Annotated in this window: 22 protein-coding genes and 1 riboswitch; of the genes, 14 read left to right on the top strand and 8 right to left on the bottom strand. The window is 60.1% G+C overall.

Annotated elements, in window-relative coordinates; genetic code table 11:
• From VFN25_RS15550 to VFN25_RS15540, 3 genes are all read right to left on the bottom strand, one after another.
• On the bottom strand, nt 1–800 hold an 800-nt coding region (locus VFN25_RS15550; protein ID WP_325143528.1), incomplete at its 3' end, for an ABC transporter ATP-binding protein.
• Nucleotides 801–932: 132 nt separating this feature from the next.
• Nucleotides 933–1,550, bottom strand: coding sequence for a guanylate kinase (gmk, locus tag VFN25_RS15545; RefSeq protein ID WP_325143526.1), 618 nt, complete (start codon nt 1,548–1,550; stop codon nt 933–935).
• A 2-nt stretch (nt 1,551–1,552) separates the two neighbouring features.
• Nucleotides 1,553–2,416: a YicC/YloC family endoribonuclease gene (locus VFN25_RS15540; RefSeq protein ID WP_325143524.1), complete on the bottom strand. Its 864-nt coding sequence runs from the start codon at nt 2,414–2,416 to the stop codon at nt 1,553–1,555.
• A 69-nt stretch (nt 2,417–2,485) separates the two neighbouring features.
• Here VFN25_RS15540 and rph point away from each other — a divergent pair, with 69 nt between their 5' ends.
• Entirely contained in the window at nt 2,486–3,211 is a 726-nt protein-coding gene (gene rph / locus VFN25_RS15535) for a ribonuclease PH (RefSeq protein WP_325143522.1), read from the top strand.
• Nucleotides 3,208–3,801 (top strand): RdgB/HAM1 family non-canonical purine NTP pyrophosphatase, encoded by a 594-nt coding sequence (gene rdgB, locus VFN25_RS15530; RefSeq protein ID WP_325143520.1) that lies wholly within the window; start codon nt 3,208–3,210, stop codon nt 3,799–3,801. Before rph ends, rdgB begins: the two co-directional genes overlap by 4 nt.
• 9 nt (nt 3,802–3,810) lie before the next feature.
• Here the strand turns inward: rdgB and VFN25_RS15525 are convergent, their stop codons facing one another.
• Nucleotides 3,811–4,656: a hypothetical protein gene (locus VFN25_RS15525; protein ID WP_325143518.1), complete on the bottom strand. Its 846-nt coding sequence runs from the start codon at nt 4,654–4,656 to the stop codon at nt 3,811–3,813.
• Nucleotides 4,653–5,180 (bottom strand): hypothetical protein, encoded by a 528-nt coding sequence (locus VFN25_RS15520; RefSeq protein WP_325143516.1) that lies wholly within the window; start codon nt 5,178–5,180, stop codon nt 4,653–4,655. Before VFN25_RS15520 ends, VFN25_RS15525 begins: the two co-directional genes overlap by 4 nt.
• Before the next feature lie 312 nt (nt 5,181–5,492).
• Between VFN25_RS15520 and hemW the strand changes: the two genes are divergently transcribed.
• The 7 genes from hemW (at nt 5,493) to VFN25_RS15485 (ending at nt 14,239) form a co-directional block, all read left to right on the top strand.
• Nucleotides 5,493–6,674, top strand: coding sequence for a radical SAM family heme chaperone HemW (gene hemW, locus VFN25_RS15515; protein WP_325143514.1), 1,182 nt, complete (start codon nt 5,493–5,495; stop codon nt 6,672–6,674).
• On the top strand, nt 6,667–6,855 hold the full coding sequence (locus VFN25_RS15510; RefSeq protein WP_325143512.1) for a CPXCG motif-containing cysteine-rich protein: 189 nt from the start codon (nt 6,667–6,669) through the stop codon (nt 6,853–6,855). Before hemW ends, VFN25_RS15510 begins: the two co-directional genes overlap by 8 nt.
• A gap of 70 nt (nt 6,856–6,925) precedes the next feature.
• Nucleotides 6,926–7,774 carry a MoxR family ATPase gene (locus VFN25_RS15505; RefSeq protein WP_325143511.1) on the top strand — a complete coding sequence of 283 codons (849 nt, stop codon included), beginning with the start codon at nt 6,926–6,928 and terminating at the stop codon, nt 7,772–7,774.
• Entirely contained in the window at nt 7,774–8,949 is a 1,176-nt protein-coding gene (locus VFN25_RS15500) for a vWA domain-containing protein (RefSeq protein ID WP_325143510.1), read from the top strand. The genes VFN25_RS15505 and VFN25_RS15500 overlap by 1 nt, the downstream gene beginning before the upstream one ends.
• Nucleotides 8,950–9,093: 144 nt before the next feature.
• A riboswitch (cobalamin riboswitch) is annotated at nt 9,094–9,327 on the top strand.
• A 122-nt stretch (nt 9,328–9,449) separates the two neighbouring features.
• Nucleotides 9,450–11,252 carry a TonB-dependent receptor domain-containing protein gene (locus tag VFN25_RS15495; protein WP_325143508.1) on the top strand — a complete coding sequence of 601 codons (1,803 nt, stop codon included), beginning with the start codon at nt 9,450–9,452 and terminating at the stop codon, nt 11,250–11,252.
• Nucleotides 11,253–11,348: 96 nt separating this feature from the next.
• The gene (locus VFN25_RS15490) at nt 11,349–13,889 is read left to right on the top strand and encodes a DUF1631 domain-containing protein (RefSeq protein ID WP_325143506.1); all 2,541 of its coding nucleotides are present in this window, start codon (nt 11,349–11,351) and stop codon (nt 13,887–13,889) included.
• Nucleotides 13,890–13,900: 11 nt separating this feature from the next.
• Nucleotides 13,901–14,239: a PilZ domain-containing protein gene (locus VFN25_RS15485; protein ID WP_325143504.1), complete on the top strand. Its 339-nt coding sequence runs from the start codon at nt 13,901–13,903 to the stop codon at nt 14,237–14,239.
• 137 nt (nt 14,240–14,376) lie between these two features.
• Here the strand turns inward: VFN25_RS15485 and VFN25_RS15480 are convergent, their stop codons facing one another.
• Nucleotides 14,377–15,033, bottom strand: coding sequence for a TetR/AcrR family transcriptional regulator (locus VFN25_RS15480; protein ID WP_325143503.1), 657 nt, complete (start codon nt 15,031–15,033; stop codon nt 14,377–14,379).
• 83 nt (nt 15,034–15,116) lie between these two features.
• Between VFN25_RS15480 and VFN25_RS15475 the strand changes: the two genes are divergently transcribed.
• Both VFN25_RS15475 and VFN25_RS15470 read left to right on the top strand, forming a co-directional pair.
• A complete protein-coding gene (locus VFN25_RS15475; RefSeq protein WP_325143501.1) occupies nt 15,117–16,220 on the top strand; it encodes an efflux RND transporter periplasmic adaptor subunit in 1,104 nt (367 codons plus the stop codon).
• Between the two features lie 136 nt (nt 16,221–16,356).
• Nucleotides 16,357–19,524 (top strand): efflux RND transporter permease subunit, encoded by a 3,168-nt coding sequence (locus VFN25_RS15470; protein ID WP_325143499.1) that lies wholly within the window; start codon nt 16,357–16,359, stop codon nt 19,522–19,524.
• On the opposite strand, the gene VFN25_RS15465 is transcribed toward VFN25_RS15470, so the two are convergent.
• A complete protein-coding gene (locus tag VFN25_RS15465; RefSeq protein ID WP_325143497.1) occupies nt 19,519–19,857 on the bottom strand; it encodes a hypothetical protein in 339 nt (112 codons plus the stop codon). The two genes, VFN25_RS15470 and VFN25_RS15465, sit on opposite strands and share 6 nt — an antisense overlap.
• Nucleotides 19,858–20,187: 330 nt before the next feature.
• On the opposite strand from VFN25_RS15465, the gene VFN25_RS15460 reads away from it, so the two are divergent.
• Entirely contained in the window at nt 20,188–20,847 is a 660-nt protein-coding gene (locus VFN25_RS15460; protein ID WP_325143495.1) for a protein-L-isoaspartate O-methyltransferase, read from the top strand.
• A 43-nt stretch (nt 20,848–20,890) separates the two neighbouring features.
• A complete protein-coding gene (locus VFN25_RS15455; RefSeq protein ID WP_325143493.1) occupies nt 20,891–22,276 on the top strand; it encodes a TolC family outer membrane protein in 1,386 nt (461 codons plus the stop codon).
• A 307-nt stretch (nt 22,277–22,583) separates the two neighbouring features.
• Here the strand turns inward: VFN25_RS15455 and waaA are convergent, their stop codons facing one another.
• On the bottom strand, nt 22,584–23,873 hold the full coding sequence (waaA, locus tag VFN25_RS15450; RefSeq protein WP_325143491.1) for a lipid IV(A) 3-deoxy-D-manno-octulosonic acid transferase: 1,290 nt from the start codon (nt 23,871–23,873) through the stop codon (nt 22,584–22,586).
• Nucleotides 23,874–23,987: 114 nt separating this feature from the next.
• Between waaA and lpxL the strand changes: the two genes are divergently transcribed.
• Nucleotides 23,988–24,917 carry an LpxL/LpxP family Kdo(2)-lipid IV(A) lauroyl/palmitoleoyl acyltransferase gene (gene lpxL, locus VFN25_RS15445; protein ID WP_325143489.1) on the top strand — a complete coding sequence of 310 codons (930 nt, stop codon included), beginning with the start codon at nt 23,988–23,990 and terminating at the stop codon, nt 24,915–24,917.
• Nucleotides 24,918–24,946 lie beyond the last annotated feature (29 nt).

Here is a 24,946-nt window from a genome sequence, read left to right as displayed (position 1 = left end):
TGGAACGGCACCGGGCCATCGGCCTCGCCACCGAAGAATTGCCGCGTCCACGGGGAATCGCGTTCGGCGAGCTCATCCGGGTGTCCTTGCGCGGCGACCTTGCCGCCGGCAATCAGATAGACGTGATCCGCTGCGCGCCTGACTGCAGCAAATTCATGCGCGACCAGAATGCTGGTGATGCCTAACGTGTCGTTCAGCGTGCGAATCAGTTTGAGCACCTGATTCAAGGCGATCGGATCGAGACCGACAAACGGCTCGTCATAAATCATCAAGCCGGGGTCACGAATGATCGCGCGGGCCAGTGCCACACGCCGGGCCATACCGCCGGAAAGTTCGGCCGGCATCAGCTCCGCCGCGCCGCGCAGGCCGACGGCTTGCAGGCGCGTCAACACGATATTGCGCACGAGCTCCTCGGGCAGGTGCAGGTGCTGGCGAAGCGGGAACGCGACATTCTCGAATACGCTGAAATCGGTCAGCAGCGCAGAATTCTGGAACAAGTATCCGATCTTCTCGCGCAGGTCGAACAACTGATTGCGCGACAGGTCGGGAACGTTGTGCCCGTCGACACGGATTTCCCCGGCATCGGCGTCGAGCTGTCCGGTGATATGCCGCAACAGGGTCGTCTTGCCGGTTCCGCTTGGCCCCATGATTGCGGTGATCTTGCCGCGCGGTATGTCGAGGTCGATGCCATCAAAGATGGCGTTGCCGCCGAGCACGGTACGCAGACCACGGATCTGCACGTAGGCATCGGTGTCCGCTTTGCCGGAATCCGCATGAATGGAACGGTTTTCTTTGTTCACGTGAGGTGGGCCACCCGTTCAAGAATCACCGAGCTCAAGGTTTGCGCCCGGCTTTGCAATCGACAACCTTGGCCCATGCCAGCGGAATCGCGCAAGTCGGAGATGCCTGGAGACGGAAAGATTTGCAATGGCTCAGACCGACTTCAGCAGATTGTCCAGCAAACTTGCATGGCGGACCAACTGGGCATCACGACGCAATCTGCGCGCTGCGAAAATGGCGCGCAAATCGTCGATCGCCGTGGCGAAATCATCGTTGATGACGATGTAGTCAAATTCAGCCGCACGAGCAATTTCGACCCGTGAATCAACCAGACGCCGGGCGATCTGCTCGGCACTGTCCGAGGCACGGTGGCGCAGGCGGCGTTCCAGCTCGGCCCGTGAGGGCGGCAAGATGAAGATGCTCAGCGAATCCGGCCATTGCTGGCGAACCTGTTGCGCGCCTTGCCAATCGATCTCCAGCAGAATGTCGCGACCGGATTCAAGCAAGGGTTCAACCGCTTCGCGAGCCGTTCCCTTGTAGTCGCCATGGACGTTGGCGTACTCGAAAAATGCGCCGGCCTTGGCCATGTGCTCGAAAACTTCGCGTGAAACGAAATGATAGTGCTGGCCATCAACTTCGTTGCTGCGTGGCATTCGCGACGTATATGAAACCGACAGTGAAATCTCCGGCTCGCGCTCAAGCAGGGCGCGAACCAGGCTGGTTTTCCCCGCCCCGGAAGGTGCTGCGATGATATAGAGAGTGCCCGACACAACTACTCCAGATTCTGCACTTGCTCGCGCATCTGCTCGATCAAGACCTTGAGCTCGACGGCGGCCTTGGTCGTGCGCGGATCAGCCGCTTTCGACCCCAGCGTATTGGCTTCGCGATTGAACTCCTGCATGAGGAAATCAAGACGACGACCAATGGCCTCATTGGTGCCAAGAATGCGCCGCGCCTCGGCAATATGCGAGGCCAGGCGATCAAGTTCCTCATCCACGTCCATGCGTTGCAATTGCAGGACGATCTCTTGCTCGATACGGCCCGGATCGGCCGGTTGCTTGATCTCGGCCAGACGCTGATCGAGACGCGCACGAGCCGCCGTGCGGACTTCAGGCAGGTGTTCGCGCACGCTGGCGACGATCGCCTCGATGCCATCCAGACGATCGCGCAAGAAGACTGCGAGCCGCTCGCCTTCACGCTCGCGTGTGGCGATGAACTCGATCAACGCCTGATCGAGCAGATTCGTGGCAGCCGCCTGCAAACCTTCAGTGTCGGCCGATTGCTCGCAAAGCACGCCCGGCCAGTTGAGTAGATTGGTGAAATCAACGTTCAGGGCGGGAAAGCGACTGGACAGATCCTGAGCCTTGGCTGCCAGGCGATTGAGCAAGTCATCATCGATATCAAGCGCGGTCGAGCGCGTCGCCGCGGCCTTGAGGCGCATGGTGACATCGACCTTGCCACGCGAAAGGCGCGCGGTCAGCGTCTCGCGCAACGGCGTCTCGAAGCTGCGCAAGTCGTCGGGCAGGCGCGGGCTGAGTTCGAGGTAGCGATGATTGACCGAGCGCAACTCGATACTCAGGTTGCCGTGCGCGGTCTCGCTTTCTGCGCTGGCGAAGGCCGTCATGCTGCGGATCATGCTGTCGGTCCATCGGAGACAAGGCCGGCAATGGTAAACTGCGCGGCCAGATTGCCAAAGCAGTTTCCCATGTCCCTGCAGCGCCCCAGTGGCCGCGCGCCCGATCAATTGCGCCCCATTTCGATTCAACGAGGCTTCACCAAACACGCCGAAGGCTCGGTCTTGATTTCCTTCGGCGACACCCGCGTGCTGTGCACGGCCAGTGTCGAGGAAAAGGTACCCGGCTTCCTGCGCGGCAAGGGCGAAGGCTGGCTGACGGCCGAATACGGCATGCTGCCGCGCTCGACCCACGATCGCATGCAGCGCGAGGCCGCACGCGGCGGCCAGGGCGGCCGCACCATGGAAATCCAGCGTCTGATCGGCCGCAGCCTGCGCGCCTGCGTCGATCGCGCCGCCCTCGGCGAACGCACGATCACCCTCGATTGCGATGTCTTGCAAGCCGATGGCGGCACGCGCACGGCGGCGATCACCGGGGCCTACGTCGCCATGGTCGATGCCATCAACGGTCTCAGGAAGCGCGGCGCGATCAAGCGCGATCCGGTTGTTGGCGCCATCGCGGCGATCTCGGTCGGCATCTTCAACGGGGTGCCGGTGCTTGACCTCGACTACGCCGAAGACTCCAACTGCGACACCGACATGAACGTGGTCATGAACGACGGTGGCGGCTTCATCGAGATCCAGGGCACCGCCGAAGGTCACGCCTTCCGCCGCGAAGAACTCGATGCCCTGCTCGTCCTTGCCAACAAGGGTGTCGCCGAACTCTGCGAACTGCAGCGCCAAGCCCTGTCCGCATGAAGCTGGTCCTCGCCAGCGGCAACGCCGGCAAGCTCGTCGAAATCCGCGAGGTACTGGCCGACCTGTCGATCGAGCTGGTCGCGCAAGGCGAACTCGGCGTCAGCGATGCCGAGGAAACCGGCGCGACCTTTGTCGAAAACGCGATTCTCAAGGCGCGCCACGCCGCTCGCATGAGCGGTCTGCCCGCGCTTGGCGATGACTCCGGCATCTGCGTTGATGCGCTCGACGGCGCCCCCGGCCTGTTGTCCGCACGCTATGCCGGCGAGCACGGCAACAGCGCGGCGAATATCGCCCGGCTGCTTGAAGCCTTGAACGATGTCCCCGACGCCCGCCGCAGCGCGCATTTCTTCTGCGTCATCGTGCTGCTGCGTCATGCTGATGATCCGGCACCGCTGATCGCCGAAGGTCGCTGGCCAGGACGCATCCTCGATGCCCCGCGCGGCAGCGGCGGCTTCGGTTACGACCCGATCTTCTTTGACCCGACCCACGAATGCAGCGCCGCCGAACTCGATGCCAGCGTGAAAAACCGCATCAGCCATCGCGGCCAGGCCTTGAGCCGATTGCGCGAATTGCTTGCGAAAGGAATCTGAACTCCGCTTTCAGTCGATTTCATCAACGCCCTCGGCAAACGCGGTCAAACATTCCAGCATCGTGTTGTCGTGGATATCGAGCACCTTGCGCAGATTGGTCTGGTAGCCGCCGGCCAGATTCCAAGCGACGGGCAAGCCCAACTTCTTGCAGCTCGCAAATACCAGGCGGTCGCGCTCACGCAGTTGTGCCGTGGTCAACCAGCCGCCCAGCGGATCATTGACATGCGGATCGGCGCCAGCCTGGTAGAGGAGCAGGTCGCAACGTTCAAATTGCATCATGATCTTCGGGATTTCGCCAAGGAATTCCTCTGCTTGTGATGGCCGGTCCCAGTCCGCCGCCGCCGAGTAGTGCTCGATCCAGTACAGGCCGAGTTCGCGGATGATGTCGGTGGTGCCATTGCCGTAGTGCTGATCGAAATCGAGGATACCGACGCGGCGGACCCGACCCTCGCCTCGCAGAACCCGGGCGGTCACGATCAAGCCGTTGAACGTGCAGAATCCACCGCCCTGCTCGTAGCCGGCATGATGGAAGCCCGACACCGGCGCGACTGCGCAGCCCTCATTCAAGGCCAGCCTGGCCGCACCGAGCATGGCGCCGCTGGTCCATGGCAGGCTTTGCGCGACCTCGGCCAGATGATTGCCGAAGCCATTGGCCAGTCTCAACGAGAGCACGCCGCGCACATAATCCGGATCGTGAGCGAGACAGAGCTCGTCGACGCTCGCTGGTTGCGGCTCGACCATGTCCAGCAGCGGAAACCGGCGACGCCACGACGCCATCACTTCACGTGGCTTGCGCGCACTCGGCGAAAACGATTGCGCGTCGACGACCATCTGCTCGCAATAGACAACCTTCAAGGTGCATCTCCGTCAGCATTCGTGTCATTGACCTGAAGCCATGCATACATCGGATCTTCCCGATCATCATTCTGAACAGGATGGCAACCGCGCTCCCAAATCAAGGCCTGGAAACGCAGCACGAAATCTCCCTCGCGACCGAGTCGGTACTTGACCTCGGCAACTTTGTCCAAAAGGGCAGACAAGTGATTGCGCACGCGCCCGGAATCAAGATATTCGGCGAAGGCGCGCTGATCTGCTGGCGGCCAGTCAGCGATCGCCGCGCCAATCGTCGCCAACGAATAGCCGCTTTCATACGGCTCGATTCCAGCCGGAACGGACTGACCTCCCGGGGCGATCTCTGGAAGTGCCGCATCAGCGGCTTCGCGGAAAAACATGACCTCGATATACGGGAAGAGATCAACCTCCCGTTCGATCCGCAACAGGCGCGTGATGACCGTATCGGGCATGCATGACGCATCAATCAATTCAAACAGCGCCGTCGCCTGAATGGCGATGTGTCGTCCGGAAGGCAATTGAGCCATCACAATCCCCCAAGCGGGCGACCTGCCCAGCCAGGCAAAACAGATGCAGGAGTGCCTTCAGCCGCGACGATTTCCGATGCGAATCCTGAAGGCGGAAAGCGCGCACAAGCTACCTGCAACCGATCTCATGTCCTGCGACTCGAAAGTCCTTTCAAAAAGGGGACGGAGGCATTTTCCGTTTGAATCCCATTGATTGTCTGTGCACCATTTTACGTTCCTCTGAAGGTGCCTCCGTCCCGATTTTTGAGCACCAAAGCACCCAAATTCGATTGCAATGTCGGGTGTTGACCGACAGGCGACTACAATGCGCGGATGCTGATTGCCCCTCCCCTGTCGCTGTACATCCATATCCCGTGGTGCGTGAAGAAGTGTCCGTACTGCGATTTCAACTCGCATGCGCAGGTTGGCGGCATTCCGCAGGATGCCTATGTCGCTGCCTTGCTGGCGGATCTGGATCGGGATCTGGGCGATTTTGGTGATGCCGTTGGCGGACGAGATCTACACAGCATCTTTTTCGGCGGCGGTACACCGAGCCTTTTTTCGCCAGCGTCGATCGGGCGGATTCTGGATGGCGTTGGCGAACGCGTGTCATTCGATCGCAATATCGAGATCACCCTCGAAACCAATCCGGGCACGGTCGAGCACGGTCGTTTCGATGGCTATCTCGCCGCCGGGGTCAATCGCATCAGCTTTGGCGTGCAGAGTTTCGATGACGACAAGCTGCGCCGGCTCGGGCGCATCCACTCGGCCAGCGATGCGGCAAGAGTGGTCGGCGAGGCGCGTGATGCCGGCTTCGACAACTTCAATATCGACTTGATGTATGCATTGCCGGGACAGGATCTGGCCGCTGCCGCGAGCGACATCGAACAGGCGATTGCACTGGCGCCGACGCATATTTCCCACTATCAGCTCACCATCGAGCCGAACACGGTGTTTGCTTCGCGCCCGCCCGTGCTTCCAGACAGTAATGCTGCCTGGGACATGCAGGAGCATTGCCAGCAGATGCTGGCTGACGCCGGTTACGCACAGTATGAAATTTCGGCTTATGCACAAGCCGGACGACGCTCGCAACACAACCTCAACTACTGGCAGTTTGGCGACTACCTTGGCATCGGCGCCGGTGCGCACGGCAAGCTCAGCGATGCGGCGAGCGGGATCATCAAACGTCGCGCCAAGCAGCGCACGCCACGCGCCTATCTCGAACACGCAGGGCAGCCACGCGGGATCGCCAGCGATGTGGCGCTGGCGTCGATCGACCTGCCGTTCGAGTACATGATGAATGCGCTGCGCCTCGTCGACGGCACACCCATGAAGGAGTTTTCAGAGCGCACCGGGCTTGGAATCGAGGCGATTGCCCCGATTCTGGATGCAGCGCGCGGCAAGGGCTGGATCGACGAGGATAGCGAAATCCTGCTCACGACCGAAACCGGCCAGCGCTTCCTCAACGATGTCATCGCCCTGTTTCTCGACGAGCCCGAACAACGCCATGCTTGATGCGATCACGCTTCACTGCCCGTATTGCGGCGAAAGCTTCGAGACGTCGGCGGATACTTCGGCAGGCTCGCAAGCCTACGTCGAGGATTGTGCGATCTGCTGTCGACCGATTGAAGTGCGGATTCGCGTGGATGACGCGGGCGAGTTGACTGATGTGCATACCAGCACGGATCGGGAATAGAAATTCGAGATTCGAGATTCGAAAACGATTCTCTATCCTCCCCCAATTTTGGCAAATGGATACCTGATTCATGAATTTTTCCGGCACCGACCGTTACGTCGCCACCGATGACCTCAAGCTCGCCGTGAATGCGGCAATCACGCTTGAGCGGCCCCTGCTGATCAAGGGCGAACCCGGCACCGGCAAGACCCTGCTCGCCGAGGAGGTTGCGCGTGCGATCGAGGCGCCGTTGTTCACCTGGCACGTGAAGTCGACGACCAAGGCCCAGCAAGGGCTCTACGAATACGATGCGGTCAGTCGCCTGCGCGATTCGCAGCTCGGCGATCCGCGCGTGCAGGATGTCGGCAACTACATCAAGCGCGGCAAGATGTGGGAGGCTTTCGATTCCGGGCAGCGTGCGGTGCTGCTGATCGACGAAATCGACAAGGCCGACATCGAGTTTCCGAATGATCTGCTGCTCGAACTCGACCGCATGGAATTCCATGTCTATGAGACCGGCGAGACCGTGCGCGCGCGCCAGCGCCCGATCATCGTCATCACCTCGAACAACGAGAAGGAACTGCCCGACGCGTTTCTGCGCCGCTGCTTCTTCCACTACATCGCGTTCCCGGATCGGGCCACGCTGGAAAGCATCGTCGCCGTGCATTTCCCGAACATCGCCGAGGATCTGGTTTCGCGCGCGCTGGAAATGTTCTTCGAACTGCGCGAGGTGCCGGGCCTGAAGAAGAAGCCGTCGACTTCCGAACTGATCGACTGGCTCAAATTGCTGCTGGCCGATCAGATCCCGCTTTCCGCGCTGCGCGAGAGGGACCCGGCCAAGGCCATACCGCCGCTGTATGGCGCACTGATCAAGAATGAGCAGGACGTGCAGCTGCTCGAGCGCCTGGCCTTCATGCACCGGCGCCAGAGTCGCGGCTGATGCTGATCGGGTTGTTCGAAGCGCTGCGCTCGGCCCGTGTGCCGGTAAGCCTGCGCGAGTGGCTCGATTTCATGGCCGCGCTGGAGGCTGACTTCGCCTTCGCCGATGCCGAGGCCCTGCATGCCCTGGCGCGCACGATCCTGGTCAAGGACGAACGCCACTTCGATCGCTTCGATCGCGTCTTTGGCCAGTATCTGGCTGGCATTGAATCGATCGGGCCTGAACAACTCACGGCGATTCCGGACGACTGGCTGCGCCAGAGCATGCAACGTCTGCTCAGCGACGAGGAAAAGGCCAAGATCGAATCACTCGGTGGCCTCGACAAACTCATGGAAGAATTCCGCAAGCGCCTCGAAGAACAGAAAGAACGCCATTCCGGCGGCAATCGCTGGATCGGCACCGGCGGCACCAGTCCGTTCGGCGCGGGAGGTTTTCATCCCGGCGGCATCCGCGTCGGCTCGCAGGGCGGCGGGCGCATGGCGGCCAAGGTCTGGGACCAGCGCATCTACCGCAATCTCGATGCCGATGCCGAACTCGGGCCGCGCAATCTGAAGATCGCCCTGCGTCGCCTGCGTCGGTTCGCCCGCGAAGGGGCGGCCGAGGAACTGGATCTCGATGGCACCATCGCGGCCACTGCGCGCGAAGGCGGCATGCTCGATATCCGCCTGCGCCCGGAACGCCACAATGCGGTCAAGGTGCTGCTGTTCCTCGATGTCGGCGGCTCGATGGACGAGCACGTCTATGCGTGTGAATCGCTGTTTGGCGCGGCCAAATCCGAGTTCAAGCGGTTTGAGCACTTCTACTTCCACAATTTCATCTACGACCACGTCTGGCGCGACAACCTGCGCCGCAGCAGCGAAGCGACCTCGACCAGCGAGCTGCTGCGCCGCTACAACCCCGATCACAAGGTCATTTTCGTCGGCGATGCGGCAATGGGCCCGTACGAGATCACCCACGCTGGCGGCAGCGTCGAGTACTGGAATGAAGAGCCCGGCTCGGTCTGGTTCCAGCGCCTCAAGGAACGCTTTCGCAAGGTCGCTTGGATCAATCCGACGCCTATGAATCGCTGGCACTACACGGCATCAACCGATTTCGTCCGCGAACTGGTCGAAGACAAGATGTATCCGCTGACCCCGCATGGACTGGCCGATGCAATGCGTTATCTGGCGCGATAGAAGCTGGGAGTGGGAAATGGGGAGTGGGGAGTGGGAAAGGCAAGCGGTGTTGTTGGCTTGATCATCCGACCGGCTGGTACCTTCTCCTGCGGGGAGAAGGAAGCCTCAGAATCACCCCCCACTCCCCACTCCCCGCTTTCAGGTACACTGCGCGCCGCCAAAGGTGCCTGATCGTTTCGCTCAGGTGAAACGGGAAGCCGGTGCGTTGTTCTTGTGATCGTTTCTGATCGCACTCGTCAACAATTCCGGCGCTGCCCCCGCAACGGTAAACAAGCCAAACCTGATCGATTGACCACTGTGCTTTGCACGGGAAGGTGATCAGGCTGATGCCTCGCATCGCTTGCAAGCCCGGAGACCGGCCATTGGCTGACGTCATCGACGTCAATCGTTCCAGGCGTTGCGGCGGGCAACGGACGGGCATTCGTGGCTCTCGTCCACGCGCGCTTGTTGATCCGTCGCTGCACCTGGTTTTCGCGGGTGAGCGTTCGGAGGTTTCCATCATGTGTCGTTATTCCCTTTTGTCTTTCAGCATACTTGCCGCATTCAGCGGCTTCGCATTCGCCGACGAGGCGAAACTGCAGCCTGAGATCGTGGTCACTGCCACGCGTGTTGCGCAGACCGTCGACGAGACCCTGGCTGACGTCAGCATCATCACCCGCCAGGACATCGAAGCCAGCGCCACGCGTGACATCAGCGACCTGCTGCGGCTTGAGGCCGGTGTCGATATCACCCGCACCGGGGGTCCCGGCGGACAGACATCGGTCTTTCTGCGTGGCACCAACAACAACCATGTACTTGTATTGATCGATGGCGTGCGCGTCTCGGCACTCGGCACCGGCGCGTTCACCTGGGAAACCCTGCCCCTGGCGACCATCGAACGCATCGAAATTGTTCGTGGCCCACGTGCAAGCTACTGGGGTTCGGACGCGATCGGCGGTGTCATCCAGATCTTCACGCGCAAGCTCGACGGCGCGAGAGTTGCGCTGGGCTACGGCAGCTACGGCGATGCCAATGCCGATATCGGCATCGGCCATCGCAGCGATAGTGGTGGCTACAGCGTGCAGATTGGCGCTCGTGATGAAGACGGCTTTCCAAGCCAGAACGAAAATGGATTTGGCTACGAGGACAAGGATCACGGTTTGCGTAATCGGCATCTTTCCGCGCGCGCCGACCAGCGCTGGGGCGATCAAACGCTGCAAGGCATCCTCGTGCGCAGCCAGGGGACGGCCGAATTTGCCGGCGGATCGTCGAATTTCACCCAGCAAATGATCAGCGTCACACTGGACGGAGCGGTCACGCCGGCATGGCAACACCGCCTCAACGTCGGCCACAGCAGTGAGGACTATGCAACACCGGCATTCTTCAGTGCCTACAAATCGCGCCGCTCAACCCTGGGTTGGCAAAACGAGATCTCCCTCTCTGAACAACAACTGCTCGTCCTCGGCATTGATGCGATCGATGAGCGCGGCGACAATCGCGAGACTTTCGGCAACACAAGCGTGTATCGCGAAAGCCGAAGAAACACCGGCGTCTATGCAGGCTGGCAGGTCAACATCCGTTCGTTCAACAGCGCCGTGTCAGTGCGCAACGACGACAATAGCAACTTTGGCAACGAGACCACCGGATCGGTCGCCGCCGGCTGGCGATTCAATGATTCGCTGCGCGCCTATGCAAGTTACGGCGAAGGCTTTCGCGGCCCTACCCTCAACGAGCAATACTCACCTGGGTTTGGTGGACTTTACGCGGGCAACCCCGATCTCAAGCCGGAAGAATCGAGCAGCAGCGAAATCGGAATCGAACTTGCACCTGATTCCAGTCAACGCTTCAAGGCCAGTCTCTACTCGACTCGAATTCACAATCTGATCAGTTTCACCGGCACGGATTTCCAGGCCGAGAATATCGCGCGTGCACGGATCAAAGGTGCCGAGCTGGGCTATGAAAAATCACTCGGCGTGTGGCAGGTCTCGGCGTCCTATACCTGGCTCAGGCCACGCAACGAAGACACCGGATCCGATCTGCTTCGGCGTCCGAGACAGAAGTTTACAGCTACCGTTGAGCGTTCTTTCGGAGAGTCGCTGCGCATTGGTGCCGAGCTGATTGATTCTGGCAGCCGCAACGATGTCGGCGGGATCAAACTGCCTGGCTATACCCTTGTCAATCTGCGCGCCGGCTGGACTCTGACCCCGCAGTGGGCGCTGCGAGCCCGGATTGAAAATCTGACCGACAGGGATTACGAGCTTGCCCGCGGCTACAACACGCCGGGTCGCTCGGGTTTTCTGGAAGTGATCTGGACGACCAGGTAGTAACCCGCGAGCCACTCATCAGCATTCGCCCGCCCCATCTGTTGCCGCCATCGCCAACGTGCAAGAATGCAGATGGATTGCGGGCAGGGTGATGCAGTGGACCAACAAGAGAATCAAACGGGTGACAAAACCGAGAACAAGAATCGCCTGACTCGTCTGGCAGAGCGGACTCTGCCGCGACGCGTGCGTTTCCTGCTTGAAGGCTTGCAGGAACGCACGGCGTATTTCGAGGCGGCGCTTGGCCAACTTTTTGAGGAAGTTGAAAAGCGCCTGTTCAAACAGGCCGACAGCGCTCGCAACAATGTGCAACAGGCGCGTCTGATGGAAGCCATCAGGGAACTCAAGCGCTGCAAGGCCGATATCGTTCCTCGATTCCTGGTTCATCTGGAGTCGAGCCTTGCTCTGGTCGACGAGACCTCTGAAAAGAACGAGTCCACGCAGCGGCGCGACCGCAGTCCGATGAAGCTTGAGCTGGTCGACTCAAGGGATCTGGAAATATCCCTGGCCACCCAGGATATCGGCAACAAGGCCGAAATCCGCCACTCGACGGCCTTGTACCTGCTCGGTCATCGTCTCGGCGTCATCGCCGGCCGCTCAGCGTTCGAGCCCGAGGATTTGCCCCTCGGCCCACATGCCCTGGCAAGGGCGCTGCAATACGCGTTGAGCGAAATCGACCTCGATCAAGAGGATCGGATCAGCGTATTCCATGATTTTGACAGTATCGTCATCGCTCAGATCGGCCCCTACTACGACACCCTGAATCGCTATCTTGCCGAGCAAGGCGTTTTGCCAACCCTGCAAGTCCACCAGCATCAAAGCAGCTCGCACAAGCCGGTTGCGGAAAGGAAGGCAGATGCCAGCCCGACCAAAGACACTCCGGCGAAGGAAGAACCTGAACAAGTCGAGCCCGCCAACCAGGGCGGCGCGCCCGCTGCGAACGTTGGTGGATTGGCAGCAGGTTCATACGGTGGTGCGCAAGCGGCACCTGGCCGCGCTGGCAATGGGGCGTTGCCCGGTTCGACCCCACCACGCATGCCGTCTCCAGCTCAGCCCGGTGCGCGCTCAAGCGGGTATCAAGGTTCAGGCGCAATTTCCAACCAGGCTCCCGCAGGCTCTCGCAGCAGCAGTCATTCAGGCGTGGGAACAGGGGGTGGAAGTAGCGACGGAAAAGGATCCGTCGGCGAGGGAGGTGGTGACTCCCAGCTGTTCACCTCGCTGCGCGGCCTGCTCGCCGAACGCCGACGCAGCCTCGGTACGCCACTGGCATCGACGCCGCCAGGCGGGGCAGCCAGCCGAGACGATCTGCAGGATGCGCTAGGTGCGCTGCAGTCAGTGCCAAATCAGGGCATGCAGCAGGACGGCAAGACTGTTCCGCGCAATATCGGCCACATCAAGCAGGATTTGCTCAACGAGCTCAAGGCCAAGAGTCCAGATGGCAAAGCGCCGGTCCTGGCCGAGGAAGATTCCGACACGATCGATCTGATCGGCATGCTGTTTGATTACATCGGCGCAAATCTCGGTTCACATCGAGGTAGTCGCGACCTGATTGCAAAACTGCAGGTTCCAGTGCTGCGCAGCGCCATCAGCGACAAGCATTTTTTCACTCAACGCAATCATCCGGCACGGCAGTTGCTCAACAACGTCGCCGAAGCCAGTGCGAAGTGGATGAGCGACGAGGAAACCGACAGCGGCATGGTCGACACGATGAACTCGATGGTCGACCGCGTGACCAACGAATTCAACGGTGACATCGGCTTGATGGAATCGCTACTGGATGACTTCGGACGCTACATGTCCCAGGTTACCCGGCGCGCTGAAATTACCGAGCGACGGCACATCGATGCAGCCAAGGGCCGTGAGCGGCTCGACCTTTCCCGCGAACAGGCAAACACCGCGATTGCGCGATTGCTGAAGCGCGGCAAACCTGCACCGATGGTGCGCGCCGTGCTCGAACAGGCGTGGACTGACGTGCTCGCCCTGACCTTGTTGCGCCAAGGCGAGGACAGTCAGGCCTACCGACGCTGCCTGGCGGTTGCCGATCAGCTGATGCAGATCGGGTCCGGTGCGGACATTGCCAGGGTCGACGACAAGATCCGCGAAGAGGTCCGCAACGGCCTTCAGCAGGTCGGACTTCACAACGATGAAATCGACGGCGTCCTCGGCAAGCTGTTTGATCCCGCTTCGCTTGAGAAAAAGACCAGTCATACCGAAATTACGCACGCGTTGAAGAGCAAGACACGTCTCGGCGGCGATGCGCTATCGGCAAAACAGGTAGCCGACGAGAAAGCGAGCGCGCCGAAGGCGAAAGCCCTGACCGCTGCCGAGAAGGAAATGGTGCAACGAATTCGCACGTTCCCGTTTGGCACCTGGTTCGATTTCGTCACCAATCAGCAAGGCAGTACCGTTCGACGCAAGCTTGCATGGTTCTCAACCGTCACCGGTCGCTGCCTGTTCGTCAACCAACGCGGTGCTCGCTCTGATGAACGGTCGATCGAGCAGTTGGCGCGGGATCTTGTTTCCGGCCAGGTTCGATTGCACAAGGACGAAACTGAAAGCTTCGTTGATCGGGCGTGGAACGCGATCAAGGACAAGCTGAAACATTTTTCCGGGCAGAGCCCCTTACCGGCATCGGCCTGAGGGTTACCTTCATGAACGAATATCGACGCTCACTGCGCAAAACCCCTTTCACCAACACGCCGGTCAACAACATGATGACCGGCGAGGTTCTGGGTCGGATCGGAAATCTCTCTTCCGATGGCATGCTCATGGTCTGCGAATCAGAAATCGCGAGCGACGCCTTGTTTCAACTTGGCTTCGAGTTGGACGATGATCACAACAAGGCGCATGCGATCAACGTCGGCGTTCAGCAGATGTGGTCGGAGCCGGCCAATGTGCCCGGACAGTTCTGGGCTGGCTTCCACTTTATCGACATATCCGATGCTGACCTCAGTGCCATCGAATCCTGGATCGGCAACAACGAGGACTGAGTCCTGGCAGGCTGTTGAACTTCGCTCTGGCGAGTGCGAGACAAAGCGAAACGGGCCGAAAAAGCCGGGCTTATATACGGTAAACAGACATTTTTAACGCCGACTCGCGCAGAAATTCAACAGCCTGCCAGACGCAATCAGCGTGGCGCAGCGTTGCCCGGCGCGTAAGCACGCATGAACATGTCGACACTGGCCTGCAGGTGCTGTTCGATCTCGTCCTGCGACGCCGTGGCCTCGACACAGCCACACAATTGGCGTGCATGCAGCTCTCCTTTCAGCAGACAGAAGAACTGCGAAGACGCGCGCTTGATGTCGTTGACTTCGAGCTGACCTGCATCGACTTCACGTTGCAGAAAGCCGGCAAACTCGTTCTGCAAGGTTTGCGGCCCGGCCTCCCAGAATCTCTGCGCGAGCTTTGTCGACTCGCCCGCACGCGCCGTCAGCAATCGGTGCAAGGCAATCGATTCTTCGCTGGTCGCAAGCGCAAAGAACGCCTTGGCAATGGCCAGCAACTGATCACGCAATGAGCCACGCGTATCAACGTCGAACAAGGTGTTCGGCATCTGCTCGCTGCATTTTTCCCGCACGGCCTCAGTAAAAAGCGTCTCCTTGTCAGTGAAATGACTATAGACGGTGAGCTTGGAGACACCTGCCTGTGCGGCAATGGCATCCATGCTGGTGCCATCAAAACCGTGTTCGGGGAACAGGCACTTGGCCGCCTCCAGGATCGCCGCACGCTTGCCGAGATCTTTCGGTCGACCGGGTCCACAGGGTTTTACTATCGCTGCATTCATGGAGAAATTACTGGACTCGTGAGTTCTGATTCATTACTATACCACGCAGTACACCAACTGTCTCCCACCTTGTGACTCTATCGATGCTCCCACTCCCCGTCTGTCGGCCGATTCTCGGCGCAACCCTGATTGCCTTGCTGGCGAGTTGCGGGGCAAAGCCGGAAGTAGCCGAGGCGCCGCGCGTGGCCCGGGTTGCCCAGGTCGAAACAGCCAACGACAAGGGCGTCTCGGTCTACCCGGGTGAAGTGCGCGCACGCTATGAAAGTGCTCTGGGCTTTCGGGTCGGCGGCAAGATCAAGGCGCGTCTTGTGGATGTCGGAAATCACGTCGACAAGGGTCAAGTGCTGGCCGAGCTGGATCCTCGCGATCTCGAATTGGCCAGTTCGAGTGCCCGCGCGACACTGGCGTCGGCGCAAGCCGCGTTTCGCCTGGCGGAGTCCGAGCACCAGCGCTACCAGACGCTACACGCACAAAATTTCGTCAGCCAGATCAATCTGGAAGCCAAGGCCAATGCTCTGGAAGCGGCGCGCGCACATGTCACTGAAGCGCAGGCGGCTCTGAATGCGGCAACAAATCAGACCGGCTACGCGGATTTGCGTGCCGATGCCGATGGCGTGATCACGACGGTCCTGGCTGAAGCGGGACAGGTGGTCGGCACCGGTCAAACGGTGCTCAATCTGGCTCATGATGGCGCCAGCGAAGTCGAAATCAACGTTCCCGAGCAAGCCATATCCGGAATGCGCATTGGCTCGGAGGCTCAGGTCGAACTGTGGACTGACAGCGGCAACAGGAGTTCGGGCCGGGTCCGTGAAATTGCACCGGCTGCGGATGCAACCACACGGACCTTCCGAGTTCGGGTCGCGTTCGACGATGAATCGTCGAAACCGCGACTGGGACAGAGCGCACGCGTCTATTTTTTTGCATCGAACAATGCACAAGGGCGATTCATCGTTCCACTCAGTGCGGTCTACGAGAAGGAAGGAAAGGCGGCGCTGTGGCAATTCGATACGGCAACCCGAAAGGTCCATTTGACACCGGTCGTGGTCGACAAGTTTGACGAAACTGTTGCATTCATCAGTGAGGGACTTGTCGTCCAGACCTGGATCGTCACCGCCGGCGTGCATCGTTTGCGCGAAGGCGAAGTCGTCAGTCCGATCGATGCACAGAACCGCCGCGTTTCGTTTTGATGTTCAAACCCTCTTCCTGTGCTGCCGGAGATTCTCCCCCCTCCCCGCCGGCGGCACAGTGAGGAGGACCTTCACACGGTCTGACGGCACAGGGATAACTCGCCTCAGCCAGTCCAGACCAGGGGTTTTCTGATCGATGGCTTCATTCAATCTCTCCTCGTGGGCGCTGCGCAACCAGTCTCTGGTCCTGTACTCGATCATCCTGTTCGGGATCATCGGCATCTGGTCATACCGCGGGCTAGGTCAGGCCGAGGACCCGCCGTTCACCTTCAAGGCCATGGTTGTGCAGACCCAGTGGCCGGGCGCTACAGCGTTGGAAATTTCCGAGAAGGTTACCGAGACGATCGAGAAGAAACTTCAGGAAATTCCCGATCTCGATTATCTGCGCAGTTACTCGCGGCCCGGTGAATCGCAGATATTTTTCGTGGTCAAGGATTCCATCGATCCCGCCCGCGTCCCCGATGTCTGGTATCAGGTGCGCAAGAAGGTGGCTGATATCCGCTACGCCCTGCCCACCGATATTCGCGGCCCGTTTTTCAACGACGAGTTTGGCGACACCTTCGGCAACATTTATGCACTGACCGGCGACGGATTCGATGATGGCGACCTGCGCGACTATGCCGAACGCATCAAGCTTGAGCTGTTGCGCGTCCCTGACGTCGCCAAGATCGAGCTGATCGGTCGCCAGGACCCGAAGATCTACGTTGAAGCCTCGAATGCCAAGCTGGCCACCCTCGGCGTCAGCTTTGCCGAGCTGCAACATACCTTGGCGACGCAGAACGCCATTGCACCCGCCGGCAGTTTCGAGACGGCCACGGACCGAATTTACCTGCGCACAACCGGCGCTCTGGATTCGGTCGAGGCGATTCGCGAGCTCAGTATCCGCGGCAGCAATGGCCGCTTGTTTCGGCTCGGCGACATCGCCACGGTCAAGCGTGGCTTCGTCGACCCGCCGCAACCGCGCATGCGCTTTGAAGGCAAACCGGCCATCGGCATCGCGCTTTCGATGCGCAGTGGCGGTGACATCATCGCCCTCGGCCACGATCTGGAAGCGGCGACCGCACAGATCGGCAAGACCTTGCCGGTCGGTCTCGATTTGCACAAAGTTGCCGACCAGCCCGCCGCAGTGCGTCGTTCAGTCGGCGAATTTGTGCGCACCCTGGCCGAAGCGGTCCTGATCGTCCTGCTGGTCAGCTTCTTTTCACTGGGATTACGCAGCGGATTCGTTGTCGCGATCTCGATTCCGCTGGTGCTGGCCATGACCTTTGGCGCGATGCATTTCTTCGGTATCGGTCTGCACAAGATTTCGCTCGGCGCACTGGTTCTCGGTCTGGGCCTGCTCGTCGATGACGCCATCATTGCCGTGGAAATGATGGCGATCAAGATGGAGCAAGGCATGGATCGCATGAGTGCGGCGGCCTTTGCCTATACCTCGACCGCGTTTCCGATGCTGACCGGCACGCTGGTGACGGCGGCCGGCTTCCTGCCCATTGCGACAGCCAGATCCGGCACCGGCGAATACACGCGGGCGATTTTTGAAGTGGTCACGATCGCTCTGGTTCTGTCCTGGATCGCAGCGGTCGTTTTCATTCCCTATCTCGGCTACAAGTTCTTGCCAGACCCGAAATCCCCGGCCGATACGCGGGCTCGCGGGGCATTGGCATCGCGTCTGCAGCGTCTGCGTCAGCCCTTGCCAAGCTGGTTCGGCGGCATCTCCGACAGGCCGGACCAGGCCAGTCACGATCCGTATGGCACACCGTTCTACCAACGTTTCCGGCGCTTCGTCGAAAGCTGCGTCGAGCATCGTTTCATCGTCATCGGTGGTACGGTTGTCCTCTTTATTCTGGCTATTTTCGGTTTTGGTTTCGTCCAGCAGCAATTCTTCCCCGAGTCGACTCGACCGGAGTTGCTGGTTGATTTCAAACTCGGCGAAGGCTCATCGCTGACCGCAACCGAGACCCAGGTAAAGAAGCTCGAAGCCTGGCTGGCCAAACGGCCCGAGTTGGAAAACTATGTCAGCTATGTCGGCTCAGGCACGCCGCGTTTCTATCTGCCGCTGGACCAACAGTTGCCACAAGCGAGTTTCGCGCAGTTTGTCTTGCTTACCCATGGCAATGACGAGCGCGAATCACTGCGCAAGGAGTTGCTGACGCTGTTCGAGAATGGCTTCCCGGAGCTGCGCGCACGCGTCATCCGCCTCGAAAACGGCCCGCCAGTCGGCTATCCACTGCAATATCGCGTTTCCGGCGCCGAAATCGACACCGTGCGCGAGTTGGCGCGCAAAGTCGCTGCGGTAGTTCGAGAGAACCCGAATGCGCGCAACGTGAATCTGGACTGGGAAGAGCCGAGCAAGGTGATCCGTCTGGCCATTGATCAGGATCGCGCGCGCGCGCTTGGCGTCAGCTCCGAAGATGTCGCAAATTTCCTGCAAAGCTCGTTGAATGGCGCGCCGATCGCAACTTATCGCGAACGCGACCAGTTGATCGGCGTGCTACTCCGCGGCACTGCCGATGAGCGTGCGCAAATGAGCTTGCTCAAAAGCCTCTCCGTTCCGACTGCTTCCGGAAAAAGCATCCCGCTGGGTCATATAGCCACATTCGAATATGGTTTCGAGGAAGGCATCATCTGGCGTCGCGACCGCTTGCCGACGGTAACCGTGCGCGCCGATATTGAAGGTGCTCTGCAGCCGGCAACCATCGATGCGCAAATTCAGCCGCAGCTTGGAAAGATTCGCTCCGAGCTGGCGCAAGGCTATCATCTGGTCACCGGTGGCTCCGTCGAGGAATCGGCCAAGGGGCAGGGTTCAGTGAATGCCGGCATCCCGCTGTTCGTGCTGGTTGTGCTCAGTGTGCTGATGTTGCAGTTGCGCAGTTTTCAGCGCGTGCTTCTGGTTGTCCTGACGGCTCCACTCGGCCTCATTGGCGTGGTTCTTTTTCTGCTCGTCTTGCAGGTCCCTTTCGGATTCGTCGCCATGCTCGGCACGATTGCGATGTTCGGCATGATCATGCGCAATTCAGTGATTCTGGTCGACCAGATCGAGCACGATATTGGCGAGGGCCATCGCCCCTGGGATGCGATTGTCGATGCGACCGTGCGTCGCTCACGGCCCATCGTACTGACTGCCTCGGCCGCCATTCTCGCCATGATTCCGCTGTCGCGCAGCGCCTTCTTCGGCCCCATGGCGGTTGCCATCATGGGCGGCTTGACCGTGGCCACCGCGTTTACCCTGATGTTCCTGCCAGCCTTGTATGCGGCATGGTTCCGTATCCATCGCGAAACCGAACCGCGCGCGGAAACTTCATGAATTGACCAGGAGTCTGTTTCTCCCTTGAATCTGCACAGTCAATCCAATGTTCTGCGCGATCATCGCAACTTCATGAGAACTCCGGACCGAACGGTTGGTATCGGAATTGCAAAGATCACAAACCTGAAATCCGACATGCTCGGCGCCGGTCATCTTGACCGATTCCGTACCGACGAACTGGTGAGAGGCGAAAATGGCTGATTCAGCAATCAAATTGAATGACCCAAGTGCACTCGATATGTGGCGACTGCGCTTGGCACAGCAGGCATTCTCCGCCTTGCTTGAAGAGGCGGGTCGATGCGGCCGGATTTCCGCCACCGCTTTGCGCAGCAATGCACGGGGCTGCCTGTCCAGGTTGTCCGTGGACGACCGCGGACGTCTGGATCATTGGCTCGCTCTGCAGTTGGCAACCATTTCCGCGGTATCCGCATCCAATGGTCTGGGTGCCTTGGCGACGGTCGATCCCGGGCTGGCTTCGAGTGTGCGTTCGAGGGCCGCCCAGATCCAATCTGCGCTGGCAACTCTCCATCACTGGGGTACGGTTGCTGCCTGATTGACACGGGCCGCCTTCGCCGATTCGACGCAACCTGTTTACAATGATTTGCTGCCCGCCGACAGACCTTCTATGCTTTCGCCCCTTTTTTCCTGTTTTTGGAACTTCCGATGTCAATGAATCTTGAGGTGGCCCGCAGCAACATGGTCGAGAACCAGATTCGCACCTGGGAGGTGCTCGATCCGCGCGTGCTCGATGTGCTTTCCCGCCTGCATCGCGAAGATTTCGTGCCGCCACGCTATCGCGACATGGCCTTCGTCGACGTGCAACTGCCGCTTGGCCATGGCGAGGTGATGCTGAAACCTGTTGTCGAAGGCCGCATCTTGCAGGCGATCATGATCGAAAACGGACAACGGGTGCTCGAAATCGGAACCGGTTCCGGCTTTCTCGCCGCCTGCATGGCCGAGCTCGGAGGCGATGTCACCAGCATCGAGCAGCATGCCGACCTGGCCTCGAATGCCCGCGCGAACCTTGATCAAGCCGGCCTTTCCCGGGTCCGGATCGAGGTCGCTGAAGCCTTGATGGAGTACCAGCCATCGTCGACTTTTGACTGCGTCGTGCTGACTGGCGCGGTTTTTGCGTTGCCTGAGCGCGTCAAGAGCTGGGTAAAGCCTGGTGGGTGCCTGTTCGCAATCTGCGGCGAGTCACCCGCGATGCAGGCCTTATTGCACACGCGCGTTGATGACAACCACTGGCAGACTGAAAGTCTGTTTGAAACCGATATCCCGTACCTGACCCACGCCTCGCCACCCGCGCACTTCACGCTGTGATGAAAGCCTGGATCGGGCACTGCAAACTCCCGAGGATGAACCGATGAATGCTCCCCGTTCCCTGTCGATCGCGCTGGCTTTGGTGCTCGGCGCAAGCGCCAGCATGGCGCACGCTGACGACCTGATGCAGATCTACAGCGAAGCGCGATCTTCCGATCCACAACTCGCCGGTGCCGAGGCCAACAGCCAAGCCATCAGCGAGAACGTCGATCAGGCACGCTCCGCCTTGCTGCCACAAATCGGTGCGTCGCTGAGCTATTCGAAGAGCCACGGCACCAGTGGTGGTCCGCAGTTCGTCACCAATCCCGATGGCAGCCAGAGCCTGGTCAACGTCTCGACATCGTCGGATAACTACAGTCGCACGCTGAGTGGTCAACTCGACCAGAGCATTCTCGATTTGAGCAAATGGACCGCGCTGAAGTCGGCGCGGGCTTCAGCCAAGGCCGGTGATGCCACTTACGAAGCCGCCCAGCAGGATCTGCTGATCCGTGTCGCTACCTTCTATTTCGACGTACTGACGGCAGAGGATGCGCTCAAATTCGCCCAGGCCAACGAACAGGCCCTGGGTCGCCAGATGGAACAGGCCCAACAGCGCTTCGACGTCGGCCTTTCCGCAATTACCGACGTCAACGATGCCAAGGCCCAGCACGACACTTCGGTGGCCAATGTCATCACCGCGCGAAACACGCTCGATGACAACAAGGAAGCCCTGCGTCAGCTCACCAACAAGGAGCCTGGCGAACTCAAGAAGCTGCGCGACGATCTGCCGCTGAACAAGCCGAATCCCGAAAGCCCGGACGATTGGGTCAACGTCGCCGTCGCCCAGAGTCCCGTTTTGAGCTCCTATGCGTACGATCTTGATGCCGCCAAAGCCAACATCCAGACCGCACGTTCAGGCCATCTGCCGACAATCAATGGTCGGATAATCTACTCAAAGAATCCGCGTTGGTCCGATAACAGCGCATCAAGCTTCAACGACGCCTTTCACACCAACAGTGAAAGTTGGTCGACCACGGTCGGGCTGACCCTCAACGTGCCGATTTTCTCCGGCGGCTTCACCCAATCGCGGGTCCGCCAGTCGATCTACACACGCGATGCCGCCCAGGATCAGTACGAGCTGCAGAAGCGCCTGATCGAGCGCAGCACGCGCAACAGTTACCGTGCCGTGATTGCCGGTGTCAGCCAGGTCGAAGCCACCCGCCAGGCCGTCGTCTCGGCTCAGAGTTCACTCGACGCAACCCAGGCCGGTTATGAAGTCGGTACGCGCACCATCGTCGACGTGCTGATCAGCCAGCAGCAATTGCTGTCGGCACAAAGTAGCTACTCGCAAGCACGCCACGCCTTCGTCCTCAACGGTCTGCGCCTCAAGCAGGCCGCCGGCATCATCGAAATTCAGGATCTCGAAGCGGTCAATGCCTTGCTTGAGTGAAGCGGGAGTAGGGAGTAGGGAATGGGGAGTGGGGACAGCGATTTAGCGCAAGATTTTCCACTTGCCTTAAGGCCTGTTTCGATATCCGACCAGAATTGAAACTCCCTGCCAAGGGCCTCGCGCCCAGTGTTTCACCGACTCCCACCTTTTATCGATCGACAAGATATTTGTGGGAGTCTCCCCTCGAAAGACTCAAGGCAAGCGTTTGAAGCAAAGCTGAGCAAACGCGGTTGCCTTCATGGTCGGCAATATTCATCGCGCCTGTAGGCGCTGCTACTGGTTTGCGGCGAAACGCATTTTGCTTGCCCTACTCCCCACTCCCCCCTCCCGCTTCACCAAGCACCTGCTCGAGGATTCTGACCGTGCGCTCAACGGCGCCGCGTTCGCGCTCGATGACCGCTTGTGCCGCCTGGCCCATGGCCTGCCGCTCTCCCGCATGAGTGAACAAACGGATCAGGTCGGCGCCAAGCTCGGTTTCATCGGCAACCCGCAAGACCGCCTTCGCGGCGATCAGGCTATCGGCGATTTCTTCGGTATTGAAAGTATGCGGACCGACGATCACCGGCTTGCCGAGAGCGGCAGGTTCGAGCAGATTGTGCCCGCCGATCGGCTCAAGACTGCCGCCGACAAAGGCGACGTCGGCGCAGGCATAGAACTGCAGCAATTCACCCATGCTGTCGATGACGAAGCACTGGCAGCTCTCATCTGCAAGTACATCTTCACTGCGCACCCGCGTACTGAAGCCGAGCGAACGGCAGACACCGACAATCGGCTTGAAGCGCTCGGGATGACGCGGTGCAATCAGCAGCAGCGCATCCGGATAGCGCTGCAGCACGGCACTGTGGGCCTTGAGCACCGGCAACTCCTCACCTTCGTGAGTACTCGCGGCGATCCACACGGGTCGCTTTACTCCCCACGACTCGCGCATCTTCCTGGTACTGTCGGCCAGATCGGGCGGTATTGTCATGTCGAACTTGAGATTGCCGATCACTGCCAATCGCGTCACTGCAGCGCCAAGCAGGCGCAAACGCTCGGCATCCACAGGCGACTGGGCGGCGACGAAATTCGCGCAGCGAATGGCGCGTCGAGCCAGCGGTCGCACCGGGCCGTAACCTTTCAGGCTGCGCTTTGACAGGCGAGCGTTGGTGACCACGATAGGAATCGACCGTTCACGGCAGGTCACAAACAGGTTCGGCCAGATTTCGGTTTCCATGATCACCGCGAACCTCGGCTTGATGCGATCCAGAAAGCGCTTGACCGAAGCCGGCAGGTCATAAGGCAGGTAGACATGAAAGATCCGCTCGCCGAACAGTTGCTGCACGCGCTCGGAACCGGTCGGTGTGACCGTTGTCACCACCATTGGCGAATCCGGAAAGCGGCGAATCAAGGCCTCGATCAGCGGCACCGCCGCATTGACCTCGCCCACTGAAACCGCATGCACCCAGCTGCTGTTGGTGAAGCGCGGCGACGGGAAAAAGCCGAAACGTTCCTTCCAGCGCGAAAGATAGCGCCGATAACGCAGACCGCGCGCGGCCAGCCGATACAGAATCACCGGCGTCAACAAGTACATGGTCAGGGTGTAAAGCAGGCGCAGCAAGACGGAATTCGCAGTCGGGCAAGGCCGCGAAGTATAAGGGAAGCACCGATCAAGCTCTGCGCAGGGCTACGTGGTGACATAGGCAGAATCAGGCGCGACCGCCATAATCGGGGAATGTCATCAGGTCCGCCAACGTTTCGCCCCGGCTTGCTCAGCCCCCGCCATTGGCCGGCCTGGATCGGGCTCGGCCTGCTCTGGTTGCTGTCGTGCCTGCCCTATCGCGCACTGATGCGGGTAGGGCGTGGAATCGGCTGGTTGATCGCGCGCATTCCAGGTTCGCGGCGGCGCATTGCCGCGCGCAATATCGAGCTGTGCTTTGCCGAGCTGGATGCGGCAACGCGCGCGCGCCTGCTTGAGGACAGTCTGCGCGATGTCGGCCTCATGCTGGTCGAGTTTGCGCTCGCCTGGATGGGCTCCCGCCGTGCCATTGCCAGTGTCCCGGTGACCATTGAGGGCATCGAACACATCGAGGCGGCGAGAGCACGCGGCCAGGGCGTTCTGCTGACCGGTGCACACTTCTCGCATCTCGAGCTGGCCGGGCGTCTGCTGGTCGAACGCGGCGGCATCGAACTGGCCGGCATGTACCGCGAACACGGCGATGCCGCTTTCGAATGGGCGATCCGCCGCGCGCGCCAGCACTATGCCGCAACCATGTTCACCAAGAACGAGGTGCGCGCCTGTGTGCGCTACATGAAATCCGGCGGACGCATCTGGTACGCACCGGATCAGGACATGCGCGGCAAGGACACGGTGTTTGTTCCCTTCTTCGGCATCAGCGCCTCGACCCTGACTGCCACTCACCATCTGGCTCGCCTTTCCGGCGCCTGCGTGATTCCGTTCTTTCATCGTCGCCTGCCTGAAGGCGGCTACGCGCTGCGCCTGGAAGCGCCGCTGGCCGGGTTTCCGGGCGACGACGTAGGTGTCGATACGGCGCGAATCAATGGCATGATCGAACGCATGACGCGCGAAGCACCCAACCAGTACCTTTGGATCCATCGGCGCTTCAAGACTCGTCCAAAGGGCGAAGCGCCGGTATACGATTGAGCGGCAACACAGAAGCAGGGAGTGAGACG

This window comes from Dokdonella sp., assembly GCF_035703485.1.
Lineage (GTDB): Bacteria > Pseudomonadota > Gammaproteobacteria > Xanthomonadales > Rhodanobacteraceae > Dokdonella.
The sequence above is the reverse complement of the archived record's forward strand: the minus strand, read 5'-3'. Positions and strand labels throughout refer to the sequence as shown.